This window comes from Pseudovibrio sp. FO-BEG1 (assembly GCF_000236645.1).
Lineage (GTDB): Bacteria > Pseudomonadota > Alphaproteobacteria > Rhizobiales > Stappiaceae > Pseudovibrio.
Window position 1 is genome coordinate 134,421 of the sequence record NC_016646.1, and the last position, 21,672, is coordinate 156,092.

The 21,672-nt window shown below is 50.7% G+C and carries 18 protein-coding genes; 10 read left to right on the forward strand and 8 right to left on the reverse strand.

Translation table 11 applies throughout. From position 1 onward, the window contains the following. The 7 genes from PSE_RS25285 to PSE_RS25315 form a co-directional block, all read right to left on the reverse strand. Entirely contained in the window at nucleotides 1-2,337 is a 2,337-nt protein-coding gene (locus tag PSE_RS25285) for a type VI secretion system Vgr family protein (RefSeq protein WP_014290238.1), read from the reverse strand. Between the two features lie 106 nt (nucleotides 2,338-2,443). Then, entirely contained in the window at nucleotides 2,444-2,740 is a 297-nt protein-coding gene (locus tag PSE_RS25290) for a hypothetical protein (RefSeq protein ID WP_014290239.1), read from the reverse strand. A gap of 112 nt (nucleotides 2,741-2,852) precedes the next feature. Further along, entirely contained in the window at nucleotides 2,853-3,368 is a 516-nt protein-coding gene (locus PSE_RS25295; protein ID WP_008549198.1) for an Hcp family type VI secretion system effector, read from the reverse strand. A gap of 576 nt (nucleotides 3,369-3,944) precedes the next feature. Next, nucleotides 3,945-4,901 (reverse strand): 3-hydroxyacyl-CoA dehydrogenase family protein, encoded by a 957-nt coding sequence (locus PSE_RS25300; protein ID WP_083841645.1) that lies wholly within the window; start codon nucleotides 4,899-4,901, stop codon nucleotides 3,945-3,947. Next, nucleotides 4,894-5,847 carry an MBL fold metallo-hydrolase gene (locus PSE_RS25305; protein WP_148266296.1) on the reverse strand — a complete coding sequence of 318 codons (954 nt, stop codon included), beginning with the start codon at nucleotides 5,845-5,847 and terminating at the stop codon, nucleotides 4,894-4,896. Before PSE_RS25305 ends, PSE_RS25300 begins: the two co-directional genes overlap by 8 nt. Nucleotides 5,848-5,872: 25 nt before the next feature. After that, entirely contained in the window at nucleotides 5,873-6,664 is a 792-nt protein-coding gene (locus tag PSE_RS25310) for an enoyl-CoA hydratase/isomerase family protein (protein WP_014290243.1), read from the reverse strand. A gap of 1 nt (nucleotide 6,665) precedes the next feature. Next, nucleotides 6,666-7,856, reverse strand: coding sequence for a CaiB/BaiF CoA-transferase family protein (locus PSE_RS25315; RefSeq protein WP_014290244.1), 1,191 nt, complete (start codon nucleotides 7,854-7,856; stop codon nucleotides 6,666-6,668). Between the two features lie 353 nt (nucleotides 7,857-8,209). Here PSE_RS25315 and PSE_RS25325 point away from each other — a divergent pair, with 353 nt between their 5' ends. The 8 genes from PSE_RS25325 (at nucleotide 8,210) to PSE_RS25360 (ending at nucleotide 16,535) form a co-directional block, all read left to right on the forward strand. After that, nucleotides 8,210-9,214, forward strand: a complete 1,005-nt coding sequence (locus PSE_RS25325; protein ID WP_014290245.1) for a LacI family DNA-binding transcriptional regulator — start codon at nucleotides 8,210-8,212, stop codon at nucleotides 9,212-9,214. Nucleotides 9,215-9,250: 36 nt separating this feature from the next. Then, nucleotides 9,251-10,348, forward strand: coding sequence for a C4-dicarboxylate TRAP transporter substrate-binding protein (locus tag PSE_RS25330; RefSeq protein ID WP_014290246.1), 1,098 nt, complete (start codon nucleotides 9,251-9,253; stop codon nucleotides 10,346-10,348). Nucleotides 10,349-10,529: 181 nt separating this feature from the next. After that, nucleotides 10,530-10,994 (forward strand): TRAP transporter small permease, encoded by a 465-nt coding sequence (locus PSE_RS25335; RefSeq protein WP_008549104.1) that lies wholly within the window; start codon nucleotides 10,530-10,532, stop codon nucleotides 10,992-10,994. A gap of 2 nt (nucleotides 10,995-10,996) precedes the next feature. Beyond that, nucleotides 10,997-12,319: a TRAP transporter large permease gene (locus tag PSE_RS25340; protein WP_014290248.1), complete on the forward strand. Its 1,323-nt coding sequence runs from the start codon at nucleotides 10,997-10,999 to the stop codon at nucleotides 12,317-12,319. 145 nt (nucleotides 12,320-12,464) lie between these two features. After that, nucleotides 12,465-13,595 carry an extracellular solute-binding protein gene (locus tag PSE_RS25345; RefSeq protein ID WP_014290249.1) on the forward strand — a complete coding sequence of 377 codons (1,131 nt, stop codon included), beginning with the start codon at nucleotides 12,465-12,467 and terminating at the stop codon, nucleotides 13,593-13,595. Nucleotides 13,596-13,621: 26 nt separating this feature from the next. Further along, nucleotides 13,622-14,380: an SDR family NAD(P)-dependent oxidoreductase gene (locus PSE_RS25350; protein WP_014290250.1), complete on the forward strand. Its 759-nt coding sequence runs from the start codon at nucleotides 13,622-13,624 to the stop codon at nucleotides 14,378-14,380. Between the two features lie 2 nt (nucleotides 14,381-14,382). Then, on the forward strand, nucleotides 14,383-15,417 hold the full coding sequence (locus PSE_RS25355) for a zinc-binding dehydrogenase (protein ID WP_014290251.1): 1,035 nt from the start codon (nucleotides 14,383-14,385) through the stop codon (nucleotides 15,415-15,417). Between the two features lie 239 nt (nucleotides 15,418-15,656). Next, nucleotides 15,657-16,535, forward strand: coding sequence for a sugar kinase (locus PSE_RS25360; RefSeq protein ID WP_244421407.1), 879 nt, complete (start codon nucleotides 15,657-15,659; stop codon nucleotides 16,533-16,535). A 103-nt stretch (nucleotides 16,536-16,638) separates the two neighbouring features. On the opposite strand, the gene PSE_RS25365 is transcribed toward PSE_RS25360, so the two are convergent. Next, nucleotides 16,639-18,633: a BCCT family transporter gene (locus tag PSE_RS25365; RefSeq protein WP_041769202.1), complete on the reverse strand. Its 1,995-nt coding sequence runs from the start codon at nucleotides 18,631-18,633 to the stop codon at nucleotides 16,639-16,641. A gap of 585 nt (nucleotides 18,634-19,218) precedes the next feature. Here PSE_RS25365 and PSE_RS25370 point away from each other — a divergent pair. Next, nucleotides 19,219-20,532 carry a hypothetical protein gene (locus PSE_RS25370; protein ID WP_014290257.1) on the forward strand — a complete coding sequence of 438 codons (1,314 nt, stop codon included), beginning with the start codon at nucleotides 19,219-19,221 and terminating at the stop codon, nucleotides 20,530-20,532. Nucleotides 20,533-20,780: 248 nt separating this feature from the next. Further along, the gene (locus PSE_RS25375; RefSeq protein WP_244421408.1) at nucleotides 20,781-21,557 is read left to right on the forward strand and encodes a cyclase family protein; all 777 of its coding nucleotides are present in this window, start codon (nucleotides 20,781-20,783) and stop codon (nucleotides 21,555-21,557) included. Nucleotides 21,558-21,672: the final 115 nt, after the last annotated feature.

The following is a 21,672-nucleotide window of genomic DNA, read 5'->3' on the forward strand; positions in this document are numbered from 1 at the left end:
CTATTTTCCGCACTTTTCTGCCATGGCTTTGTCGGTGTTCTTGCCACCGCTCCCGCCCTTCAGATTGATAGAAGGGGCCAGCAAATCGATCTTCTTGCCCTTGATGACGACACCGCTTTTACAAAGCTCTATCTGCCCGCCAGGTGTAGCAAGAACGATTTTGTCCTTGGCCAAGATGGTGTGGAGTTCCGTTTTTGAGGTTATCTTTTTACCGACTTCCACGTCATACTTTTCGCCGACTGTCAGCTTGGACTGTTTTCCAACCATGATGGATTGGACTGCGCCTACGACTGTGTTCTTCATCATTCCGATTTGCTCGGTACGCGCCATGCCAACGGTGTCAGAGCGGAACTTCTCGACAACGACGCTCAGCGTCCCCGACCCTGGCATGAACTTTGAAAGCAGCCCGCCAATCGCAGAGCCAGCTCCGGCCTGAGCTTTTCCGCCTTCGAAGAAATGGTCTCCGCTTTTTAGAAAATCGACTCCGGCACTGACAGATTGGGCTTCAATACCAGCACCTACTTTTGCAACCACAGACGCAAAATCGGTAACTGGTGCACTGCCGGCTTTCTTAGCACCTTTCTTGGAATTCTTGCCGCCGGACTTTACCAGGGCACCTAAAGCCCCCAGCAATCCGCCAGCCGCGCCACCGCCGCCTACCGAAAGGTTCATGTTGCCACCAACTTTTTCCTGATGATTGGCTCCAACCGTGATGGACTTATTAGCCCCGATATTTTCAACCTGATTGGCAAGTACATTTTTGGAGCGATTGTTCAGGACTTTGATTGTCTGATCCTTTTGGGCATGCAGGAAGATGTTCTCCTGTCCTCCCTGATCTTCAAAGGACAGCTCATTGTAGCCTGCGGCCTTATGACTATCTGAGCGGATGACCATTTTGGTCTTATGGTCTGGTAGCTTATAAGGAGGCTGGTTTTTGGCGTGATAGGTTCGTCCCGTCAAAATAGGCTGATCGGGATCTCCTTCGAGGAAGTCAACAATGACTTCCTGCCCAATCCGGGGAATTGCCATATGCCCCCACATTGGACCTGCCCAGTTTTGCGCAACGCGTATCCAGCAAGATGATTTGTCATCAAAGCCACCACGTCGATCCCATGGAAATTGGACTTTCACACGTCCATGCTCATCACAGAAAATCTCTTCCCCTTTGGGACCTACCACATGAGCCATTTGCGGCCCGTCTACGAGTGGTTTACGGGTCAACGGAGGGCGATAAGCGATCCGTGCCGGCATGGCCTTGAAACAGGCCTCGTACTCAGTTGGCGCACTCTTGTCGCCATCTTCTTCCAGAACCTGTGGCTGTGATCCACTATGGATGACAGACAACACCATATACTTGATGTTGTAGTCCTGAATATCGTGATCACTTAAGCTCGTCAGATAGCCCGGAGAAAGGTGGACGTAGTTGGTTTTCCCTCTGGCTGTTGTTGCATCAACACGGGCCGCTTCAAGCCTGTGACGGGTGAAGGCTTTTCCAATCAGGTCACTTTTGTACCTACCCGGTGCGTCATAGACGACATAATCTCCTGCAAGACCATTATCTTCCTGACGCTGTTCTTTTTGCTCCAGATTGTATTTTGGATTTTTGAAGGTGTAATCGCGCTGAATGTAGCTGCTGGAATGGACTTCCTCACTAAACGCAAACTCATAAACGAACTGACCACGTGTCATACCACCCGTAGTTGCGTTGTAAATAAGTGCGGGAGAATGTTCTAGCGTAGGTGCAATCTGGTTTTGGTCCAAAAACACAAGCCGATGAACTCCGTCATCGAGGTGTTCAAAGAAGTACCATATCCCCTCTTCAGCCGCTAACCGCTCAATGAAGTCCCAACAGGTCTCGCGATACTGAACGCAGTATTCGCGTTCAGCGTGGGCTTCAACAAGATCCCATTTGACGTCAACCACATGATGCTCTGAAAGTAGTTCCTTGATGATATCTGGCACGCTCATGCGCTGGAAAATTCTGGAATCGGCAACGTGATAGAGCCGATGTGCTGCCGGTCTCAAGGTTACCTTATAGGCCGTATGATGGTGTCCGCGATCACGCCGTTCAGCTTTTGAGATCACACCAGAAATAAACCGGGGTGGACTGAACTTATTCAGGATCCGAAGAACAGCAGGTCCGTCTACGATCTCCTGTAAATCAATCTGTTCATCTCGGCTAACCAGATCTATTTCGAGCTCATACAGCCCGAACAATTGCTCCTGGCCCTTGAACTGAACAACCTTCAGATCTCCGTCTTCCACAGCGGAGCAAGAGAAGGAAAAGGCAAGGTCCTGATTATTGGGAAGAACTGCAGAGAGATTAGAAACGGACATAGTAGAAACCTGATTGTTCTGAAATGAACTGCTGACGCAAATCAGCCTTTAAAAAAGGTAAATTAGAGCTGAGAGGAAAGCTTTGCGTCCACCGATGTGTAGATCATCAAAGCCTCTCTTTCTGCGCTGACTCTCCTGGCTTGGCCATCAAGCGATGGCCGGGAAACTGATCCAGAAAACCTCGGATCTCTAGCTCATCAGACAGATCTTCATTCAGAACGTCCGCACTGCGTTTTGGTCGGTCCCGGCCAGCCAGAACTACATGAGCTGTTCCAGCTGGATCGCTCTGTTTGGGAGCGTCCTCTGCGCTTGCTTCAACTTTCCGATGTCGCCACAACAGGTTGCGAAAGAAACTGGAAAGATAGCCACGTTTTCTGGAGGTTTTGCCTGAGACAAACCGCATACTGGAACTCCGCAGAGCTGATCAACAGACCGCCCCTTGTAAACCTCACCCAAAGGCAGTGCCCGGGTCAAAGCTGACCCGGATCTGACCTCATACCATTTGGAAAACAGCGTTAAGCTGCTGGCGCACGCCAGTCGTCAGCGCCGGAAGTGCCGGAGACGGTGTGTTCCCACATGATTTTGCGGTAGGAAAGTTCAATGGTCAGAAGCTGAGTGAAGTCAGCGTTTTTTGGATCCTGACAATGCGGCAGATCACACTCGATGTTGGTGACTAGTGCATCTTCCAATGTGGTGGTGAAGAAGTGTTCCTGCTTGCCGGAAGAGTTGGTGCGATACCATTTCACTTCACACTTTGGCAGCATCTCACCGGTGCACAGGGCGTTGTACAGCAGAGGGATGGACTTGTTCATGGAGCAAGTGAATTTGAACGGTGTATGCACACGCTGACCTGCAGGCTGGCCGGACTGTGGGTCACGCGGAATGATCACTGTATGATCAATCTGCTGCACCATGATTTCATCTTCATGGCCTTCCTGCCATACGTTACCGACAGAATCTTCGGTGAACGCACCTTGAGTAATTGGACCCTGGGTTGACCCTTCAATGCTGATATAAGCGGGAGTTGGCATTACATGCTCCTTAAAATCAATGAATAAACCCCATTCAATAAAAATGGGCAGCCCCGCCATTCCTCACTCAGCGGACGCTTGCCAACACATCAGCAATTTATGTGCCAGTTGTGTTGTTGCGAGAACGAGGTAAGGCTTTTTAATTTTATCTTATTGATTTTAAATAAGAAAATACTTAGACATAATTATGTTTTGCGTATCTCGGTATCTGCAGAAATACAATTGGGGTCCCTGGTGGGCCATAGATGGCTTTGGGATGGCCATATATGGATTCAAGAGTTATTTGTATTCCGAGCTGCGGCTAGTTTGGAGTTTTATAAAAGCGCTTTATAACTTGAACATTTCAGCCGCTTCTGAAGCGTTCGAGACGTGGAATCCTTAAATGATGACATACGGATAGGAGTATTGGTTCTGCCGTAACTAAGAGACTTCTTCTTTTCTGATAAGCGGGTTTGAAGTGTTTGGATAACATAGCTTAAGGTGCGTGGTTGTAAGGTTCAAGATGTTGCTATTGAGGTGCTTTGATCGAGCTCGGCAGCACAGTCATCCGTGCCACCGTTTCTCTTGTGTCTCTTTTTACATCACAACCTTAGCACCTGCCTGAATCTTCACGCGGCGGACGATTTCGGCGTCGCGGTTGGACTTGAATTGGTCAGGGTCACGGTCTTTCCAGTTATAGAAACCTTGACCGGAGCGCATGCCGGTGTGGCCTTCTTTCAGGAGTTTGCCGATTGAGGTCTCGTGTGGATCACTGACGTTGTAAAGGTCTTTCCAGACGGCTTGTGCGGCATCGCCGCTGATCAGGTCCAGACCGGCAAGATCAGCATGTTCGAAGGCGCCCATTGCCGGAAGGCGTGAGGCATAACCTTGCTTCAGGATTGTGTCACAAGCCTCTGGTGTAACGAGGCCTTTGTCCACGAGGCAAACAAACTCACGCAGGACTGCATGCTGGATGCGAGCCCAGAGGAAGCCTGGGATATCCGGACAGAGAACAGGTGTTTTACCAGTATCGTTCAGCAGCTGTGTAACAGCTTCAGTCACCGCATCATCCGTCTGCTCACCCGGAACCACCTCAACAAGCTTTACCAAATATGCTGGCTGTGCGTAGTGAGCGATACAGAAGCGGCTTGGCTTGTTCAGGGCAGCATGAATGGAGGTTGCACTCAGAGCAGATGTGGTTGAAGACAGGATTGCGTCTTCTGAACAGAACTCCTCTGCCTGTTTCAGCACGGCTTGTTTGATACCGATGTCTTCCAGCACGGCCTCAATAATAAAGCCTGCTGGCTCTGCTGCTTTCTTCATGTCGTTGGTGAAGGAAATGCGCTTGAGAACAGCTTCTTTGTCTTCTGCTTTGGCGAGGCCTTCAGAAACCACAAAGTCAAAAGCCTGTTCTGCACGTTTTGCGGAATCTGCTAGATCAGCTTCCGGGCGATCCCAAACAGCAACTTCAGCTCCACCGAGGGCCAATGAGAACGCAATGTGCGTTCCCATGGTGCCGGCGCCAATCACGGTGCATTTTGGCAATTTACTCACCGCAGTATACCCATCCGTTGTTTTCTTTTTTCACGACACCCTTCATTTCGAAGGTATTCAGGCTCGCGTTGATAGAAACAAGTGCACGCCATTCGCGAATCATGCCCTGATCGTCGCAAGCACGGTCACGGATTTCCCGGAAGGAAATGCCAGGCTTTTCCTTAATTGCGTCTAGAATGGACTTTTCAACCTGATCTACACGGCGACGGCAGTCACTGAGAAGTTCCATGGTACCTTCAACGCCCATAGGTTCTTCGTGCGCAAAAATCACGGTTTCTACATTGCGCTCCTTCAGGAAGCGTTCCAGCTTATCGAAGGTTGCCCGTATGGTTTTTGGGCATTCGTAGAGGTACAGAACCGGATTGATCTTCGGCAGAAGTGGATCTGCAATAACAAGGGTTTTGGTGGATTCTTCGAAGAAGCCGATTTCAGCCATGGAGTGACCGAGGAACTCGATGGTCTCCAAAACTACTCCACCGCCAAGATCAATCTTGTCGCCTTCGGTGATGATCATGTCCAAGCCAGCAGCCGTTGGACCCATCCAGTCCAGATATTCTGGATCCAGATCGAACTCTTCCCCTTCAGCGAAGGCGTGGACGATGGTTTTTGCGTTTAGCATGTTGTCGGCAATGCGGTCCATGCGGCCTGGATGAGACAGGATTTTGCAGCCAGTTTCTTCTTTCAGCCAACCATTATTGCCAACATGGTCCATGTGTTCATGGGTAATCAGCAGGTAATCCAGATCGGACTTTTTGTATCCCAACTCATCGAATGCCTTTTTAAGATCTGGCAATCCGCCATAAAGACCGGAATCGATGAGTGCCAGCTTGTTTTCACCTTTTACGAAGAACACGCGGGTTGCGGTTTTACCTTCGTGATCGCCCGGAAGACCCATGCTGACTGTCGCAAATGGACCTTTTCTATAACTAATGACGCTATCGGACATTTTTCTTCCTTCGCTATGAATTTTATTATTTGCCCTGAAACACAGGGTCTCGTTTCTCAATGAAGGCAGCGATGCCTTCTTTTCCGTCTTCGGTCGCGTAAAGAGCGCCCAGAACACGCTGCTCAAATGTCAGGCCAGCGCTCAGCGCTGCATCCAAGCCATCATCGTTGACGCGTTTACCTTCCCGCAGAGCTACGGGGGCTTGAGCTGCAAGAGTTTCTGCCAGTTCCATAGCGCGAGGCATCAGTTCATCAGGCGCGCAGGCTTCCAATGCGGCGCCATACTCAACAGCTTCCTTCGCAGTGATCATGCGACCTGTTAGCAGGATTTCCTTTGCGCGCATTGGCCCAACAAGGCGTGGCAGGCGCTGTGTCCCGCCCCCACCTGGCAACAGGCCAAGCTTGATCTCCGGCAGACCAAGTTTGGTTTTTTCATTCACAAGAATGAAATCGCAGCACATAGCGATCTCGAAGCCGCCGCCCAGAGCATATCCATTGACTGCACAAATGGTGATTTGTGGCAGGTTCGCGATGGTATCGAAGGTCTGGCGGGAACGACGCTGGAAATCGTCGAAGACTGTCTGGCCTACATTGTGGTAGCCGGTGATATCCGCGCCAGCCACAAAACCGCGGCCAGTTCCCGTGATGATCAACACGCGAACTTCGTCTTTACGGGCATAAAGCTCATTCACATAGTTGCCGATGGCTTCCTGAATTTCGAAGTTGAGAGCACCCAGCGCTTCTTCCCGGTCAATGCGCAAGATCTCGATGGGGCCTTTGCGCTCAAGTACCAAATGTTTATGGAGACGTTCTTCCATCTCAGAGTGCTCCAGCTTCGCCGAGCTTGCGATAGGTGTCCTCGCCCAGCATTTCAGTGATAACTTCTTCTGTGTGCTGACCAACGGTAGGTGCAGCAGATTTTGTCTGAACTGGAGTTCCGTATAGCGTGATTGGATTGCCCACCGCTTTGACTTCGCCCGCTACCGGGTGCTGCATAGTGACCAGTCGGCCAGAATCCAGATCAACCAGTTCCTGCATGGCTTCATGCGCGTTTCGGATTGGCGCTGCCCACACATCCTGCTCACGGAACTGTTTCATCCACTCTTCGGTGGATTTTGCGACTGTCAGAGATTCAATGAGGCGTTTTGCTTCGTTGCGCTCTTCCCAGGAATCCAGCTTGCCGAGTTCCTCACTGCCAAGGATGTCGCCTAGTTTGTCCAGCGGGCACATCGCGATGCAGACCCAGCCGTCTTTTGTTGGGTAGCTGCCGTAAGGCGCATCATTCCATGCAGATGCAATACCTGCTTCGGAGCGCTCCAGAGCGATGTCCTGATTGAGAACGGCAAAATTCTCCTGTCCCATCATCGCAAGAGTTGCAGAATAGAGGTTTGTTTCCAGCTTCTGGCCTACACCGTGTGTGTTGCGGGCGATGATTGCGCCGAGAATGCCAATCGCCAATGCTTGTGAGGCTGCAAAGTCTGCAACTGCAGTACCACAAGCAGTTGGTGCGTCGCTCTTTTTGCCGGTGTTGAACATTATGCCAGACATGGCCTGAATCAGAAGATCTTGCCCCGGCCAGTTGTCTTTAGCGAGATAGCTATAGGTGCCCCAACCGTTGCCGGAGGCATAAATGATTTTCGGATTGACCTCTTTGAAATCCTCGTACCCCAGCCCGAGACGATCCATGACGCCAGAACGGTAGTTTTCGACGACAACATCGCAATTTTTTGCCATTTCAAGGAGCGCAGCACGGCCTTCTTCAGCTTTCAAGTTGACGGTGATGGAACGCTTATTGCGGTTGAATGCATGAAATGCAGCACCATCACCGCCAACCAGCTCGCCGAGAATAGGCATGGAACGAATCCATTCGCCTTTTCCCGGGCGCTCAACTTTGATGACATCAGCTCCAAGGTCAGCCAGGTTTTGTGTGCACAGTGGACCAAGCATCATCTGCGTAAAGTCAAGTACTCTGATCCCTTCAAGAGCCCCAACCTGCTTAGCAGTACTCATTTTTACCTCTTTAGATTATCTCAATATTCAAAAACCCATGAGCTATCGAAGGCCGCAGGAAGCAACCCGCTCGAAATGAAATTTCGAGGCGCTAAGTGGGATAAATTGAAAGAAGCGAATGGCCCTGTTTTTGTGTGAAGGGTTCATCCGTTACGCCAAACGTTTCCCGAATTTTGAATTTTGTAAAGAGCAAAAAATATCTTTTTCAGAGAATCCGTATTCATGGGTACAACGTTTTACCACTCAAAAAAAATTTGGTAAAAGTGTTGAGCAATCGTTTTACCAATGCTACCAAAATCACGAATTGATTTCGAATCGAGTTTTTTCGATGAGCCAACACAGGGGAGCCTAGGGTGGTTACAATAACAGACATTGCAAATCGTGCAGGTGTCTCTCCAAGCGTTGTGTCGAGGATCGTCAACGGAGATAAAAAACTCCGTGTTAGTGCTGCAACCAGAGCGCGCGTTCAGGCGATTATTGAGGAAACCGGATATAAACCAAATGTGGCTGCCCGGTCTCTTCGATCCTCAGAAACAGGACTTCTTGCACTCGTTGTACATGACATTACTAATCCCGTTTACTCAGAGATCGTTGCTGGCGCGCAAGCTGGTGCCTCTGAGTTCGACAAGATTATTCTGGTTGGAGAGGCAGATAGTCTTGGCGCCAACGTATCCAAGATTGAAAGCCTTATTGCCGGTGGCGGAGTAGACGGACTTATACTTCAAGGTGCAGGCACAGAGCTCGACAAAGCGATCGAACATGCTGTCAGTCGCAAAATCCCGCTCGTTTTCCTGCAATCTGGCGATATCAACATTGCCCCGGTTCTGCGTATGGATGATCTTCTCGCAGGCAAAATGGCCACGCAGTATCTGATTGATCACGGACATAAGAATATCGGCGTTATCAGCACCAAAAGAAACCTTCAGTTCAGTGAGGCTCGTTTGGATGGTTGGAAGCAGGCACTTGTGGAGGCAAGCCTGCCAATCAGTGAAAGCGCTATAGCTGCGGCAAATCCTAATTATGAGAGCGGATATCACGCAGCAAAGGAGCTGTTTGAGCAACGCCCAGACATTACAGCGATTTTGGTATCGAACGCTATGTCAGCCGTGGGAGCGCTGGCTTATCTGAACGATGCTGGAAAACGCGTTCCAGAGGATGTCTCTGTCATCGGTATTAATGACGTCAACTTGGCTGAGTTTGTTCGGCCGGCTTTGACAGTTGTGAAAATGCCTCTTCGCACTATGGGACTGGAAGCTGTGCGGATGATTTGCTCTGGCAAAACAAGTTCAAACAAGAAACTGGAAATTCTCGATCAAGCCCCATTGCTTGTAGAAAGATCGAGTGTCTCAAAAAGATAATAATCAAGTTAAGTGACTTTACACAGGGAGAAAATCGTGAAAAACGACGTTAAAAGATCACGCTTAACACTGGGTACTGCCCTTGGGAGTGCTGTATTTGCAGCAGCTAGTCTTGCATTGGTATCAACATCACTTGCAGATACCTTTTCATTTCGGGTAGGTTCCGGCCACCCTGTCAAAGGCCTCTCCCATATGGAAGCCTTGGAATATCAATTCCTTCCTGAAGTGGCCAAACGCGTTGAAGAGCGGACTGACCACAAAATCAAATGGATCAAAGCTTATTCTGGTTCATTGGTTAAACTGCCAGAAACTCTGGGTGCAACCCAGAAGGGTCTGATTGATATTGGTGTTATCAATTACCCTCATATCACTGAGCTGTTTGTTCAGAATTTCCCATTCTACTTCCCGTTCCAGACTGGCGACGCTGTTATGGCGACAAAAGCTGTACGCGCAACGTTTGATGAAGTGCCTTGGCTCACAAAGTCTTTCGAAGAAAAATATAACCAGAAGCTGCTTGCAATTGGTGCAAACGGCAACTACGGTATTGGCACGACCTTCCCATTTGAGAAGTTTGAAGACCTGAAGGGCAAGAAGGTTGGTGCGGGCGGACCAAACCTGCTGTGGTTTGAAGGCACTGGTGTTGCGCCTGTTACAACCAATCTAGGCGAAGCTTACAACGCTTTGAAGTCTGGCATTTATGACGGCCTGGTTATTTTCCCTGGACCTTACTATGGCTTCAAGCTGCAGGAAGTGGGCACGAACTTTACCGTGGCGAACTTCGGGTCCCCATCTGCACTTTCAATCAATATGAATCTGGACCGCTGGAACAAGCTTCCAAAAGAAGTTCAGGACGTCTTCCTCGAAGTTTCTGCTGAGTATGAAATCCACTCTTCAGAGCTGGCGAATGAAGCAGATGCGAAAGGGCTGGAGCATCTGAAAGCGGCTGGCACAAACATCATCAACCTGCCAATTGAAGAACAAGCAAAATGGGCTCGTGGTCTGGCTGAGTATCCGAACCGTCAGGCAGAAGAAGCAACCTCCCGTGGAGCTCCTGGCACCGAGATCTTCAGAACTTACATCAAGAACCTGAAAGAACTCGGCTATCAGTGGCCACATGAATACCAGATCAAATAGGACTGCGTTCGGCCGGGAGGGATCACCTCCCGGCCAATGGCGCCACTTGCTCTGAGTTTAAAGCGGCAAGTCATTGCAGAGCCTGATTCTGGATCCTCTGGTTATTTCCTACCTCTAGTGCGTATGTGGGGCGCAGATGACAATAAGAAGCGCAATAAGTGCCATAAACAGAGGGGTGTACATGTTGAGTGCGCTTCTAATACTGTTTGTCACTTCTTTGATTGTGTTGGATGTTCTGGGGCGTGGCTTATTCAATAAGCCTTTGACTGGCACAGTAGAAATTGTGAGCAATATTATTGTTGTTATCGCATTTCTTCAAATCTCTTACTCCATCCAGACAAATGGCATGTTCCACACGGACATGTTCGTAAATTTACTTCCCGAAGGCTTGAAGAAATTCGTTCGACTGCTCGGTGAGCTTGCAGGAGCAGCTCTGCTCGGAATGATGATTTATGCTTCCTGGGAGCCGATGCTGCACTCATGGAGCATTGGCGAATACTTTGGCGGCGGCCAGTTTCGCTTTCCCGTCTACCCGGTAAGAACAGTCGTAGTTTTCTGCTGCTGCCTTGCTTTCCTCAATTACTTGCTTCGCGCCTTTGATGCTGTGACTGGCAGTAATTCCTCAGTTTCTCAAGAGGAGCTCTGATCATGTCCGAACTTACGCTTGTCTCCTGCATGTTTGGCGGTCTGCTGCTTCTGATCTTTGCTGGCTTCCATATCTTTGTCGCATTGGGCCTGGTAACAATCGCGGGTGTCTGGGCTTTCTCCGGCAGTTTTGATCTGGCCATGACGCTTCTCTCCACCACGCTGATTGAAGCATTGCGAGAGTACGTTTTTGCGGTCATTCCGCTGTTCGTCCTAATGGGTGAGTTTTTAGCGCGTAGTGGCGCGGCGAAAGACTTGTACAGGGTCATGAACAAGGCCTTCCGTCGCCTTCCTGGCCGGCTGGCTGTGGCAACGGTTGCTGGTAACACCGTCTTTGCAGCTGCTGTTGGTGTAAGCATTGCGTCTGCAGCTACCTTCACCCGGATTGCTTATCCAGAAATGAAGCAGCAGAACTACAATGATTCTATCTCTCTTGGCTGTATTGCTGGCAGCGCGTGTCTCGGCATGCTCATTCCGCCAAGCACGCTACTGATCATCTATGGCATGCTCACAGAGATGTCGATTGGCAAACTCTTTGCTGCTGCCCTTATTCCGGGCCTCGCTCTGGCAACCTTGTTCGCGCTGTATGTTGTCGGACTGGCGATTTTCAGACCGGAATGGCTTGGTGAAACCAAGGGGAATGATCAGGTTCAGTACAATGAGGAACCTCTGGGCCGTGTTGAATACATTGGTGGTTTGGGCACCATCTGCGTGATCTTCCTCGTACTTGGCGGTATCTGGTTCGGCTGGTTCACTCCAACTGAAGCTGCTGGCTTCGGTGCTCTGCTGGGCTTCATCCTGGCACTGATCAAAGGTTTGAAGAAAGACCAGATCGTTGAATCCATCCTACACACAGGTCGGGTCTCAGCACCTCTGCTTTTGCTGCTAATCTTTGGTTCTTTCTATGGTCGTCTGCTGGCATTCGGCGGGGTTATTGATCTGGTAGATGGCGTGATTGGCGGCTGGGGTCTGTCTCCGGGAATGCTGCTGGTGGTGATGGTCTTTGTCTGGTTCATCATGGGCATGTTCATCGACTCCAACTCGATCATTCTACTGTCCATTCCGATCTTTGCTCCGATTGCAATCGCGGCAGGTTACGAGCCTCTCCAGTTTGCAATCATCGCGATCCTGGCAATCGAAGCAGGTATACTGACACCTCCACTAGGGCTCTGCGTCTACACGGTGAAAGCGGCGCTCAATGACCCCGCAATCACTTTGGGCCAGATCTTCAAGGGGGCAGCACCCTACTGGATCATGCTGCTTATCCTGATCATTCTTCTGGTTAAGGTGCCAATGGTCACCAATTACCTGCCGAGCATCATGTAGCTCCCGACTTAGAGAAAGAGCCCCCCTACGGAGGTTTCCCCTCTATGGCTCTTTCTCTGCTCCTCCCAAAACGAAGGCCTTTCTCGTCCGGTTCTGCATCCGGCCTGATCCTTCCAAAAACAGAACACAGTTGCACAGAGATAAAATGATTAATTTCAAAGGTATGACGTGGGATCACCCGCGCGGTGTAGATCCTCTGATCGCAGCCTCAGAAGAATACAGCCGACGAAACCCAGGTGTTTCTTTCCAATGGGAGAAGCGCTCCTTGCAGGCGTTCGGTGATCAGCCCCTCGACACACTCGCTACCACCTATGACTTTATGGTCATTGACCATCCGCATGTTGGCGAAGCAAGTGAGCAAAATATTCTGGCCTCGCTTTCGCTGCCAGAGTACGCCGATGAGCTTGCTGATCTGGCCCAGAACACAATCGGCCCATCTCACGAAAGCTATGAGTGGAATGGAGCGCAATGGGCACTGGCAATTGATGCTGCTGCTCAAGTGTCAGCCCGTCGCCGTGACCTGCTTGAGGAACCGGTGACTAAATGGGATGAGGTGATCCGCCTCGCAGAGCAGGGTAAGGTGCTCTATCCGCTGAAACCAGTTGATGCCATTGACGGCTTCATGAGCCTTTGCGCAAACGTTGGTGACCCATGCGGCACGACGCAGGAGTATCTGGTCACCCGCGAAACAGGACGGTTTGTGCTTGAGCAAATGCGCGCTGTCGCTAAGAACGTTTACACCTCCTGCTTCGACATGAACCCGATTGGCGCACTGGACATCCTGTCTTCCTGCGATGACTTTTCTTACGCGCCTGTGCTGTTTGGCTATGTCAATTATTCTCAGGCAGGCTTCCGCGAGAAGATCGTTCATCAGGAGAACCTGCCTGCCTTGGGTGATAACGGGCCTGTTGGTTCCATCATCGGCGGTACCGGTATCAGCGTTTCTGCTAAATGCACCCACAAAGAAGAAGCCATCAAGTTCGCTTACTGGCTTGCTGGCAAAGAATGTCAAACCGGCGTTTATGTCCAGAACAACGGTCAACCCGGACATGCTGCAGCATGGAACGATGACGCGGCTAATGAGCTGTCGAATGATTGGTTCCGCAATATCCGCGAGACGATGGATCGCAGCTGGCTACGCCCGCGTTATGCAGGTTTCCTCCCGTTTATTGATGATGCAGGCAACTATGTAAATGCCTTCCTCCGCGGAGATATGGGCACAGAAGAGACCCTGCATCTCATCGACACAGCCTACCGAAAATCTTTCAAGTCCTGATAATACAAGCACAAACGAGAACAAAAATGTCTGTAACCTACGATTACAAAGGCAAGCTGGTTGTTGTAACTGGTGGTGCACGTGGCCTCGGCTTCGCGATGGCGCAAAGGCTAATCAACTCCAATGCAAAGGTGGTTATCACTGATCTTCAGGAAGAGAGCCTCAAGTCTGCATGTGAGCAGCTCGGAGATAATGCCGCCTATCGCGTTCACAACGTGACGGCTTATGACAGCACACCTGCGCTTGTCGATGACATCGAAGCGAAGGAAGGCCCTATCTTTGGTCTGGTCAACAATGCTGGCGTACACCTGAAAAAGCCAATCTGGGATGTGACCGATGAGGAATGGCTGAACGTGGTCAACATCAACCAGAACGGCTTGTTCGTGATGACCCGCGAAGTGCTGCGCCACATGCGCCCACGCAAAGATGGTTCCATCGTGAACGTATCTTCGATGGGCGGTTTGCTGGCCCTGCCAACCGCACCAGCCTACGTCACTACAAAAACAGCAGTTATTGGTTTGACCCGTAACCTGGCCGTGGACTTGGGACCGGAAAACATCCGCGTCAATGCCATCTGCCCAGGCTTCATCGACACGGAAATGACACGTGCAGTTCTGGATGGTGATCCAGTCCGTGGTGCAAAAATAAAAGGCCGCATCCCAATGCCACGCCTTGCTCAGCCTGAAGAGATCGCTGCGATGGTCGCCTTCCTTTGCTCTGAAGATGCAGCTTACGTCAGCGGCCAGTCCATCGCCGTCGATGGCGGTTTTTCTGTAGGGTTCTGATCATGACCATCTCCTACACAAAATCTCTTTTGACCTCCGCAAAGACCATTGAAGTAGTTGAGGCAGAAATGCCTGAAACCATCGAGAAAGATCATGTGCGCCTGCGTTTGGCAACGGCAAGCATCTGTGGCACAGACATGCACTACTTCCGCCACTTCGCGAACTCTGGCTTCTATTTGGATTATCCTGTTACATTGGGTCACGAAGCCAGTGCTTATGTCGTCGATGCCAACGGTCACTCATTTGAAGCCGGTCAGCTGGTCGCAATCAATCCGGTGATCGAGTGTGGTTCCTGTCCGAAATGTCAGTCTGGCGACATCAACATGTGTGCCACCAAGCGCTTTCCTGGTTCAGCAACCACAAAACCGCATATTGACGGGTTCTTTCGTGAGTACTTCGATTTTCCTGCCCGCTGTCTGCGTGCGGTTTCTCCGGATGCCAATCCTGAGCATTTGACATTTGCCGAACCATTGGCTTGTGCGATGCATTCAGTGAACCGCGCAGAGGTGAAAGCAGGCGATAAAGTTCTCGTCACGGGTATGGGGCCAATGGGTCTTCTAGCCACCATCGCGGCGCATGCATTGGGAGCGGAAGTGAATGCAACTGACCTGAATGCTGAAGCCCTTGAAGCGGCTAAAGCTGTTGGGGCTTCCAAAGGATACCTAGGCGGCCCAGATGTAGATGTGAAAGTGCCTGAAAACCTATATGATGTGGTGATTGAAGCAAGCGGTTCACCGCACGCTTACAATCAGGCGCTGGCATCAGTGCGCAAGCAGGGCACAATCTCAATCCTGTCTTTGATCCAGCCAACGTCTGTTCCGATAAACTTACACCTCAACACTCTTAAAGAGGTCCGTTCCATCGGCAGCATCCTCTTCACCAACGAATATGATCAAGCTGTGAAGTTGATTGAATCCGGCTTGGTGAACTTTGATGCAATCATCGCCGGTCGCTATCCAATCTCACAGGTTCAGGAAGCTTGCGAGTTCATGAACAGCGGTAAAGCAGTTGGCAAAGTACTTGTACAACGGGACTAAGAACCTCCCTGCCACTAGTGAACATTGACCTCACGAGGCGAACTTGGGGTGCCGAGTGGCAGAAAAAGGACTATCAGCCTGCTCCTACAGGCTGATAGTCCGCAAACCAACCAAAAACAAAAATTACTTCAAGCTTGGTTTTTTGAAGCCAAGAACAGCCCCTTTGTGCCTTCTCACTTAACGGGAGAACACTAGGCGGTGGGAGATTTCTTATGAAAGTTGTCGCTCTTGGTGAATGCATGATTGAACTGGCAGAGGCAGGTCCAGGCCATTACAAGCAAGGATTTGCAGGAGATACCTTCAACACGGCAGTCTATCTCTCCAGACAGTTTTCTCCAGACCTGGAAGTATCTTATCTCACTGGCCTCGGTTCAGATAGTTTCAGTCAGGCAATGCGCGCAGCCATGGTCAAAGAAGGCATTGATACCTCTCATATTATGGAGATCCCTGAGGGGCAGCCGGGCCTTTACATGGTGGAAACAGATGATGAAGGCGAGCGTAGTTTCCATTACTGGCGTGAAAACTCGGCAGCTCGCCAGATGTTTGCTGATTGGTCTGTTCATCAGATCTGCGAGTACTTGTCGCCCTTTGAGATGATCTACTTTTCAGGCATCTCCCTTGCAATTCTGGACGCACAACAGCAAGACAATCTCATGAGCGCATTGCAAGAGCTCTCCGGATCCACAAAAATAGCCTTTGATCCCAACTTCCGAGTCCGCCTTTGGCCCCATCAAAATCGCTGCCGATCACTCTTCCAAAGAGCAGCTTCCATAGCGGATATTGCCTTAGTCACGACTGATGACCACTTAGCTCTCTGGCAAGAAAACACCCCCAAAACCATCGCCCAAAACTGGCTGGACTGGGGTGCAAAAGAAGTCGTCGTCAAAGAAGGCGCCAATACCTGTATAATTCTAACCCAAGAAGGCCTGACCGAAGCTCCACCCCCTCAAAAAATCACCCCAACAGACACCACCGGCGCCGGCGATTCCTTCGCCGCCGGCTACCTAGGCGCCCGCTTAATAGGCAAGCCCATCGAACACGCAGCAGTATTAGCGCACAGCATTGCAGCTAAGGTGATACAGCGCCCGGGAGCCATTATTGATGAAATAGCTCATTAGGACAACAGGTTGTATCCCATCATAACATATCCAGATAGCAAGTTTTATCCCTAAGTTAAGTATTATGCTGAAACCGTGAAGGCTCCAGCATGCTGTTTTTGGGTCATATTAGTTCAGCTTGAGAGAGATGAAGATACTGCATGAAGCGTTCGTATTGGGTCACCACATCCGCGATCAGCTGTTCTTCTGTATAGCCAAGAACATCATATTCCTGTCCACCTTGAGCTAGAAACACCTCGACGCGGTAGTAGTTTGTGCCTTCATCATCGCTTTCTTCCTCGCCGTCTTCATCATCAATCAAGTGACCAGGACCAATCGCCAAAGCAGTGGTGAAATAGCGTTTTCGCAGACCATAGACGAAGATGGTTTCCTCCGATTGCTCTATGGTCAGGCGGTAGTTCCTAGACCCGGTCAGCGTGGTGGTGAAACCGCGTTTCTCGAACTCTTCCTGAACCTTCTCCAGCGCAGGCTTGCCCACGGTTTGCATAAACTGCCGTGCATCTTGCAATGTGGCATTCTCGGTCAAAGTTCCAATGCGCTGGCGCCAGTCCACTGTGCTCTTGGTGTATTGAACCGTGGTGTGGTGCATCTGCAGGTTTTTGGTGCGCAAAGCATCATCCTGCAACGCTCTGTAAAGCCCAAAACACATCAGCAGCATCACAATGAGGAAGGGCAAGGCACTGGCAATTGTCGCCGTCTGAAGGGCGCCAAGACCACCGGCATAGAGCAAGATGATAGCCACAAGACCCTGCAAGACCGCCCAGAACACACGCTGCCATACAGGTGAGTTGATGTCGCCGCCGGATGTCAGGCTATCGATCACCAATGAACCGGAGTCAGAAGAGGTCACAAAGAACACAACCACCAGAACGATGCCGAGCATGGACAGCACAGATGAGAACGGCATGTATTCAAAGAACTTGAAGAGCGCCAGTGATACATCCGATGAGACTGCTTCAGCCAGATTGTCTGCACCGCCATGAAGGATCAGATCGATACCGGTGTTTCCAAATATCGTAAACCAGATCAGACTGAAACCGGTTGGTACAAACAGTAGACCCACGAGAAACTCACGAATGGAACGGCCGCGTGAGACGCGGGCGATAAATGTGCCCACAAACGGGGACCATGAAATCCACCAACCCCAGTAGAGCAGGGTCCAACCACCCAGCCATTCGTCTTTTCTATCATAGGCATAAAGGTTGAATGTCTTATGGATCAGGTCACCCAGATATGCACCCGCATTTTGAACCGCTGTCTGCAACAGCGTAACGGTAGGCCCCACGATCAGCACCAGCAACATGATGCAAACCGCAAGAATGAGGTTCGTCTCTGAAAGCCGCTTCACGCCTCTGTCGAGGCCAGAAAAGACTGATGCGGTTGCCATGCTGGAGATCAAGACAATCAGGACAATCTGCGATGTCGTCGAAACCGGAACATCAAACAGATAGTTCAGGCCTGAGTTCACCTGAAATGCGCCGTATCCGAGCGATGTGGAAACGCCAAACAGCGTTCCAAGCACTGCGAACGTATCCACCGCATGACCAATCGGGCCATAGATGCGTTCTCCAATGAGCGGATAGAGTGCCGAACGAGGCAGCAACGGCAGCTGGTGGCGATAGGTGAAGTAGGCCAGTGACAGGGCAACCACGCCGTAGATCGCCCAGGCATGCAGCCCCCAATGGAACATGGTGATCTTCATGGCCTCGCGAGCAGCTTCAATCGTGTAACCTTCCATTCCCGGAGGGGACATGAAGTGCATGATTGGCTCAGCAACACCAAAGAACACAAGTCCGATCCCCATGCCTGCTGAAAATAGCATGGCAAACCAGCTTTTGTAGCTGTAGTCCGGTTCAGCATGGTCGGGGCCCAGTTTGATGTCCCCAAACCGGCTCACCATGATGAACAGGATGAACAGCAGAAAGATCGCAACGGCGAGAATGTAAAGCCACCCGGTATTGGTTTCGATCCAGTCCTGAATGCTGGTGTAAAACTCCTGAGACCCCTTCGGCCAGATCACCGCAGTGAGAAGCAGTAGGAAGATCAGCGAGATCGAACTGATAAAGACGGGGGGATTGAACTTATGTTTTATTGTCATGGCGTGCTTCAACAAGCGCCGAAAAATGCAAAAAGACGCACGAGTGACGAGACCTGCATTTTTCATGGTCAAACTAACTTGGTTGTGTAGACGGTCCCTTAAAACAACCAGTCCAACTCTGGCTTGTTCTGATTGAACTCAAAGCAGAACAGCAAAAGCGGGGCGCTGGAGATACGCCCACTCCATCTGCCAGGCAAATGCTTTTGTGTCGCAGTCCGCATGACCTATTACTCGGTTATTTTTCGCAGTTTGAGCTTACTTTAAAGTAATGCGCTTGGATGAAATGGTATTCACGACGCAAAGGGCTAAGAAATGGCCTGCTCAACACTCAATTCATCTAAAAATGGCACTCAAAAACGCTTCTCAGAGTGTTTTGGTGCAACCAATCCTGAAAAAGCCTGATTTAGCGCCTGTATGGTGTTGACCGTTCAAATCCAAAAAGGTTAGCTGCGGCATTACAACTGTTTCTCGCGTGGGCTGTGCTATAGGGGCACGAACCACCAGACAAAGAAAAACACCATGTTTGTGCAGCACCAACGTGCGCGCGAAGTGGTTTACCATTGTTAAACTCCTTGGAAGATCTTGATGAACACATCCAGACCGCTCGAAAAAATTAGTCACAACACCCTGTTCCGGGAAGGTGATATCTTCGTTCTGTTCGGCGAGCTTTTTGGACGCGGCTATGCCACTGGCCTGCTGGAGCAAGCCAAAGCTGCAGGCATGGACGTCATCGGCATCACCGTTGGTCGCCGCGACGCTGACAACACACTGCGTGCGCTGACAGACGAAGAGCTGGCAGAAGCTGAAGCGAACCTTGGCGGCAAAATCATCAACGTGCCTCTGATGGCTGGCTTTGATCAGGATGCGCCGGAAGGCACACCAACGCCAACCGAACTGGTCAACGAAATGACCATGGATTCCTGGCAGGAGCACAAGCTCGACTGGGATCATCTGGCAAAATGCCGTGAGCTGGGCACCGAGCGTTTTAAAGCGTCCCTGGCAAAGATCATGGAACAGCTGAATGGCATGATCCCGGCAGGCAAGAACGTGTTCTTCGCCCACACCATGGCTGGCGGCATCCCACGTGCGAAAGTCTTCATGGCAATCGCAAACCGCATCTATAAAGGCCGCGGTGCACGTCACATGCCATCTCAGAATCTGATCGACAGCGATCTGGGCAAGCTGATCCTGCAGAACTTCGACGAAGTGACCGCAAACAGCTTCGGTCATCTGCTGGAAGCAAGTAAATCCATCCGTGAGCGCATTGAAGCAGACGGTGGTCAGGTGCGCTACACCGCTTACGGTTACCACGGCACCCGCGTTCTGATCGAGGGCGAGTACAAATGGCAGACCTACACTAGCTATACGCAGGGCTTTGCCAAAATGAACCTGGAAAACTTTGCGAAAACGGCTTGGGATAATGGCGTGAAGGCAACTGTCTTCAACTGTCCAGAAATCCGCACCAACTCTTCTGATGTTTTCGCAGGCATTGAGCTGTCTCTTCTGCCTCTGCTTGCAGCCTTCAAAAAAGAAGGTGGCGGTGCATGGGTGGATGGTATTTGGCAGAAATGTCAGGACCTGCTGAAAGACGACGCGACCGTGGAAGGCATGCTGCAGAAAGTCTCTGACTATCAGCAGGATGATGCCATGCAGCCGTTCTACAACTTCGAAGCATGGCCAATGCAGAACTCTGCAGCGCAGGTCGACAAGACCGTTGGCACCTCTCAGGAAATCGTAGACCTGCACAAAAACCGCAAAGAGCTGATCAGCGATGAGCTGAGCCAGCACGTGGTCGCAGCAACCGGCGCGCTCATCTTCGGCGAAGCCAGCGAACCAGCAGCACCAGTCCTCTGGCTCGACCACGACATGGTCGCCCAAAGCCTCATTCAGTCAAACTGAACCTGAGCGATAAAAAAGTAGAAGCGACACATGATTTATGTGTCGCTTTTTAATAAGCTATCCAGCTAAATTGCCTTTTGCTCCTAACTTTCTTCTGGATCAAAGAATACTTGCGAACACACACCCTCAACCCTCCTTAACACTTCTCCCCTACGCTTTCCGCTCAAATCAAAAGCCCATAGGGGGAGAGAATGTGTGATGCGTGTGTGATGGAGGTGGTGAAGGGGCGGTTGTCGAGGAGGGGGTTTTTGAGTGGGGCTGTGGCTTCTGCGGCAGGCGGGGCGGTGTTGAGTGCTTCGGCGCTTTCTGCGACTGCGAATGTGTTGCCGGAGAGTGTTTCGTTTTCCAATGTGATTGACCTGACACAGACACTGACGCCGGACTTTCCCACGTTTGAAGGCGGGCCTGCTTTTGAAGAGAGTTACGAGTATACTTTTGCAAAAGATGGCTTGAACCTTAAGACCTTGCACTATCACGAGCATGTGGGCACGCACTTTGATGCGCCGATCCATTTCAACAAGGATGGGCAGTCTATTGATGAGATCCCCATTGAAAAGTTTGTCTGCCCTCTGGCGGTGATTGATGTGCGGGATCAGGCGGCGAACAATGCTGACTACCGTGTTATGCCAGAAGATATTCGGGCTTATGAACAGCAACATGGCCGCATTCCGGACAGATCCTGCGTGGCAATGCTTTCTGGATGGCCACAATATGTGGGAACGGAGAAGTATCGGGGGGAAGACAGCAAAGGTGTGCTGCATTTCCCTGGGTTTCATGAGGAAACAGCTAAATTTCTGATAAATGAGCGCAGCGTTTATGGGCTTGGGGTAGACACCCTCTCCATAGATTATGGACCGACGAAGGACTTTCCCGTGCACTACCTGTGGCTTGGGTCCGGACGGTATGGCATTGAGAACCTCACCAATCTGGATCAGGTGCCCTTGGCAGGCGCGACGATCATTGCTGGAGCGCCGAAATTTAAAGGCGGGACCGGCGGTCCAGGGCGGGTTCTAGCCGTTTACTGATGCAAAAAAGGAGAGTGGCCTTCGCCTCATAGGCGCTAACTTAAGGAATAACGGCTTGAAATTGTTGATGTAATTTTGATTGTTGTTGCCAGCTAGAAATAATCACCATGGTTCT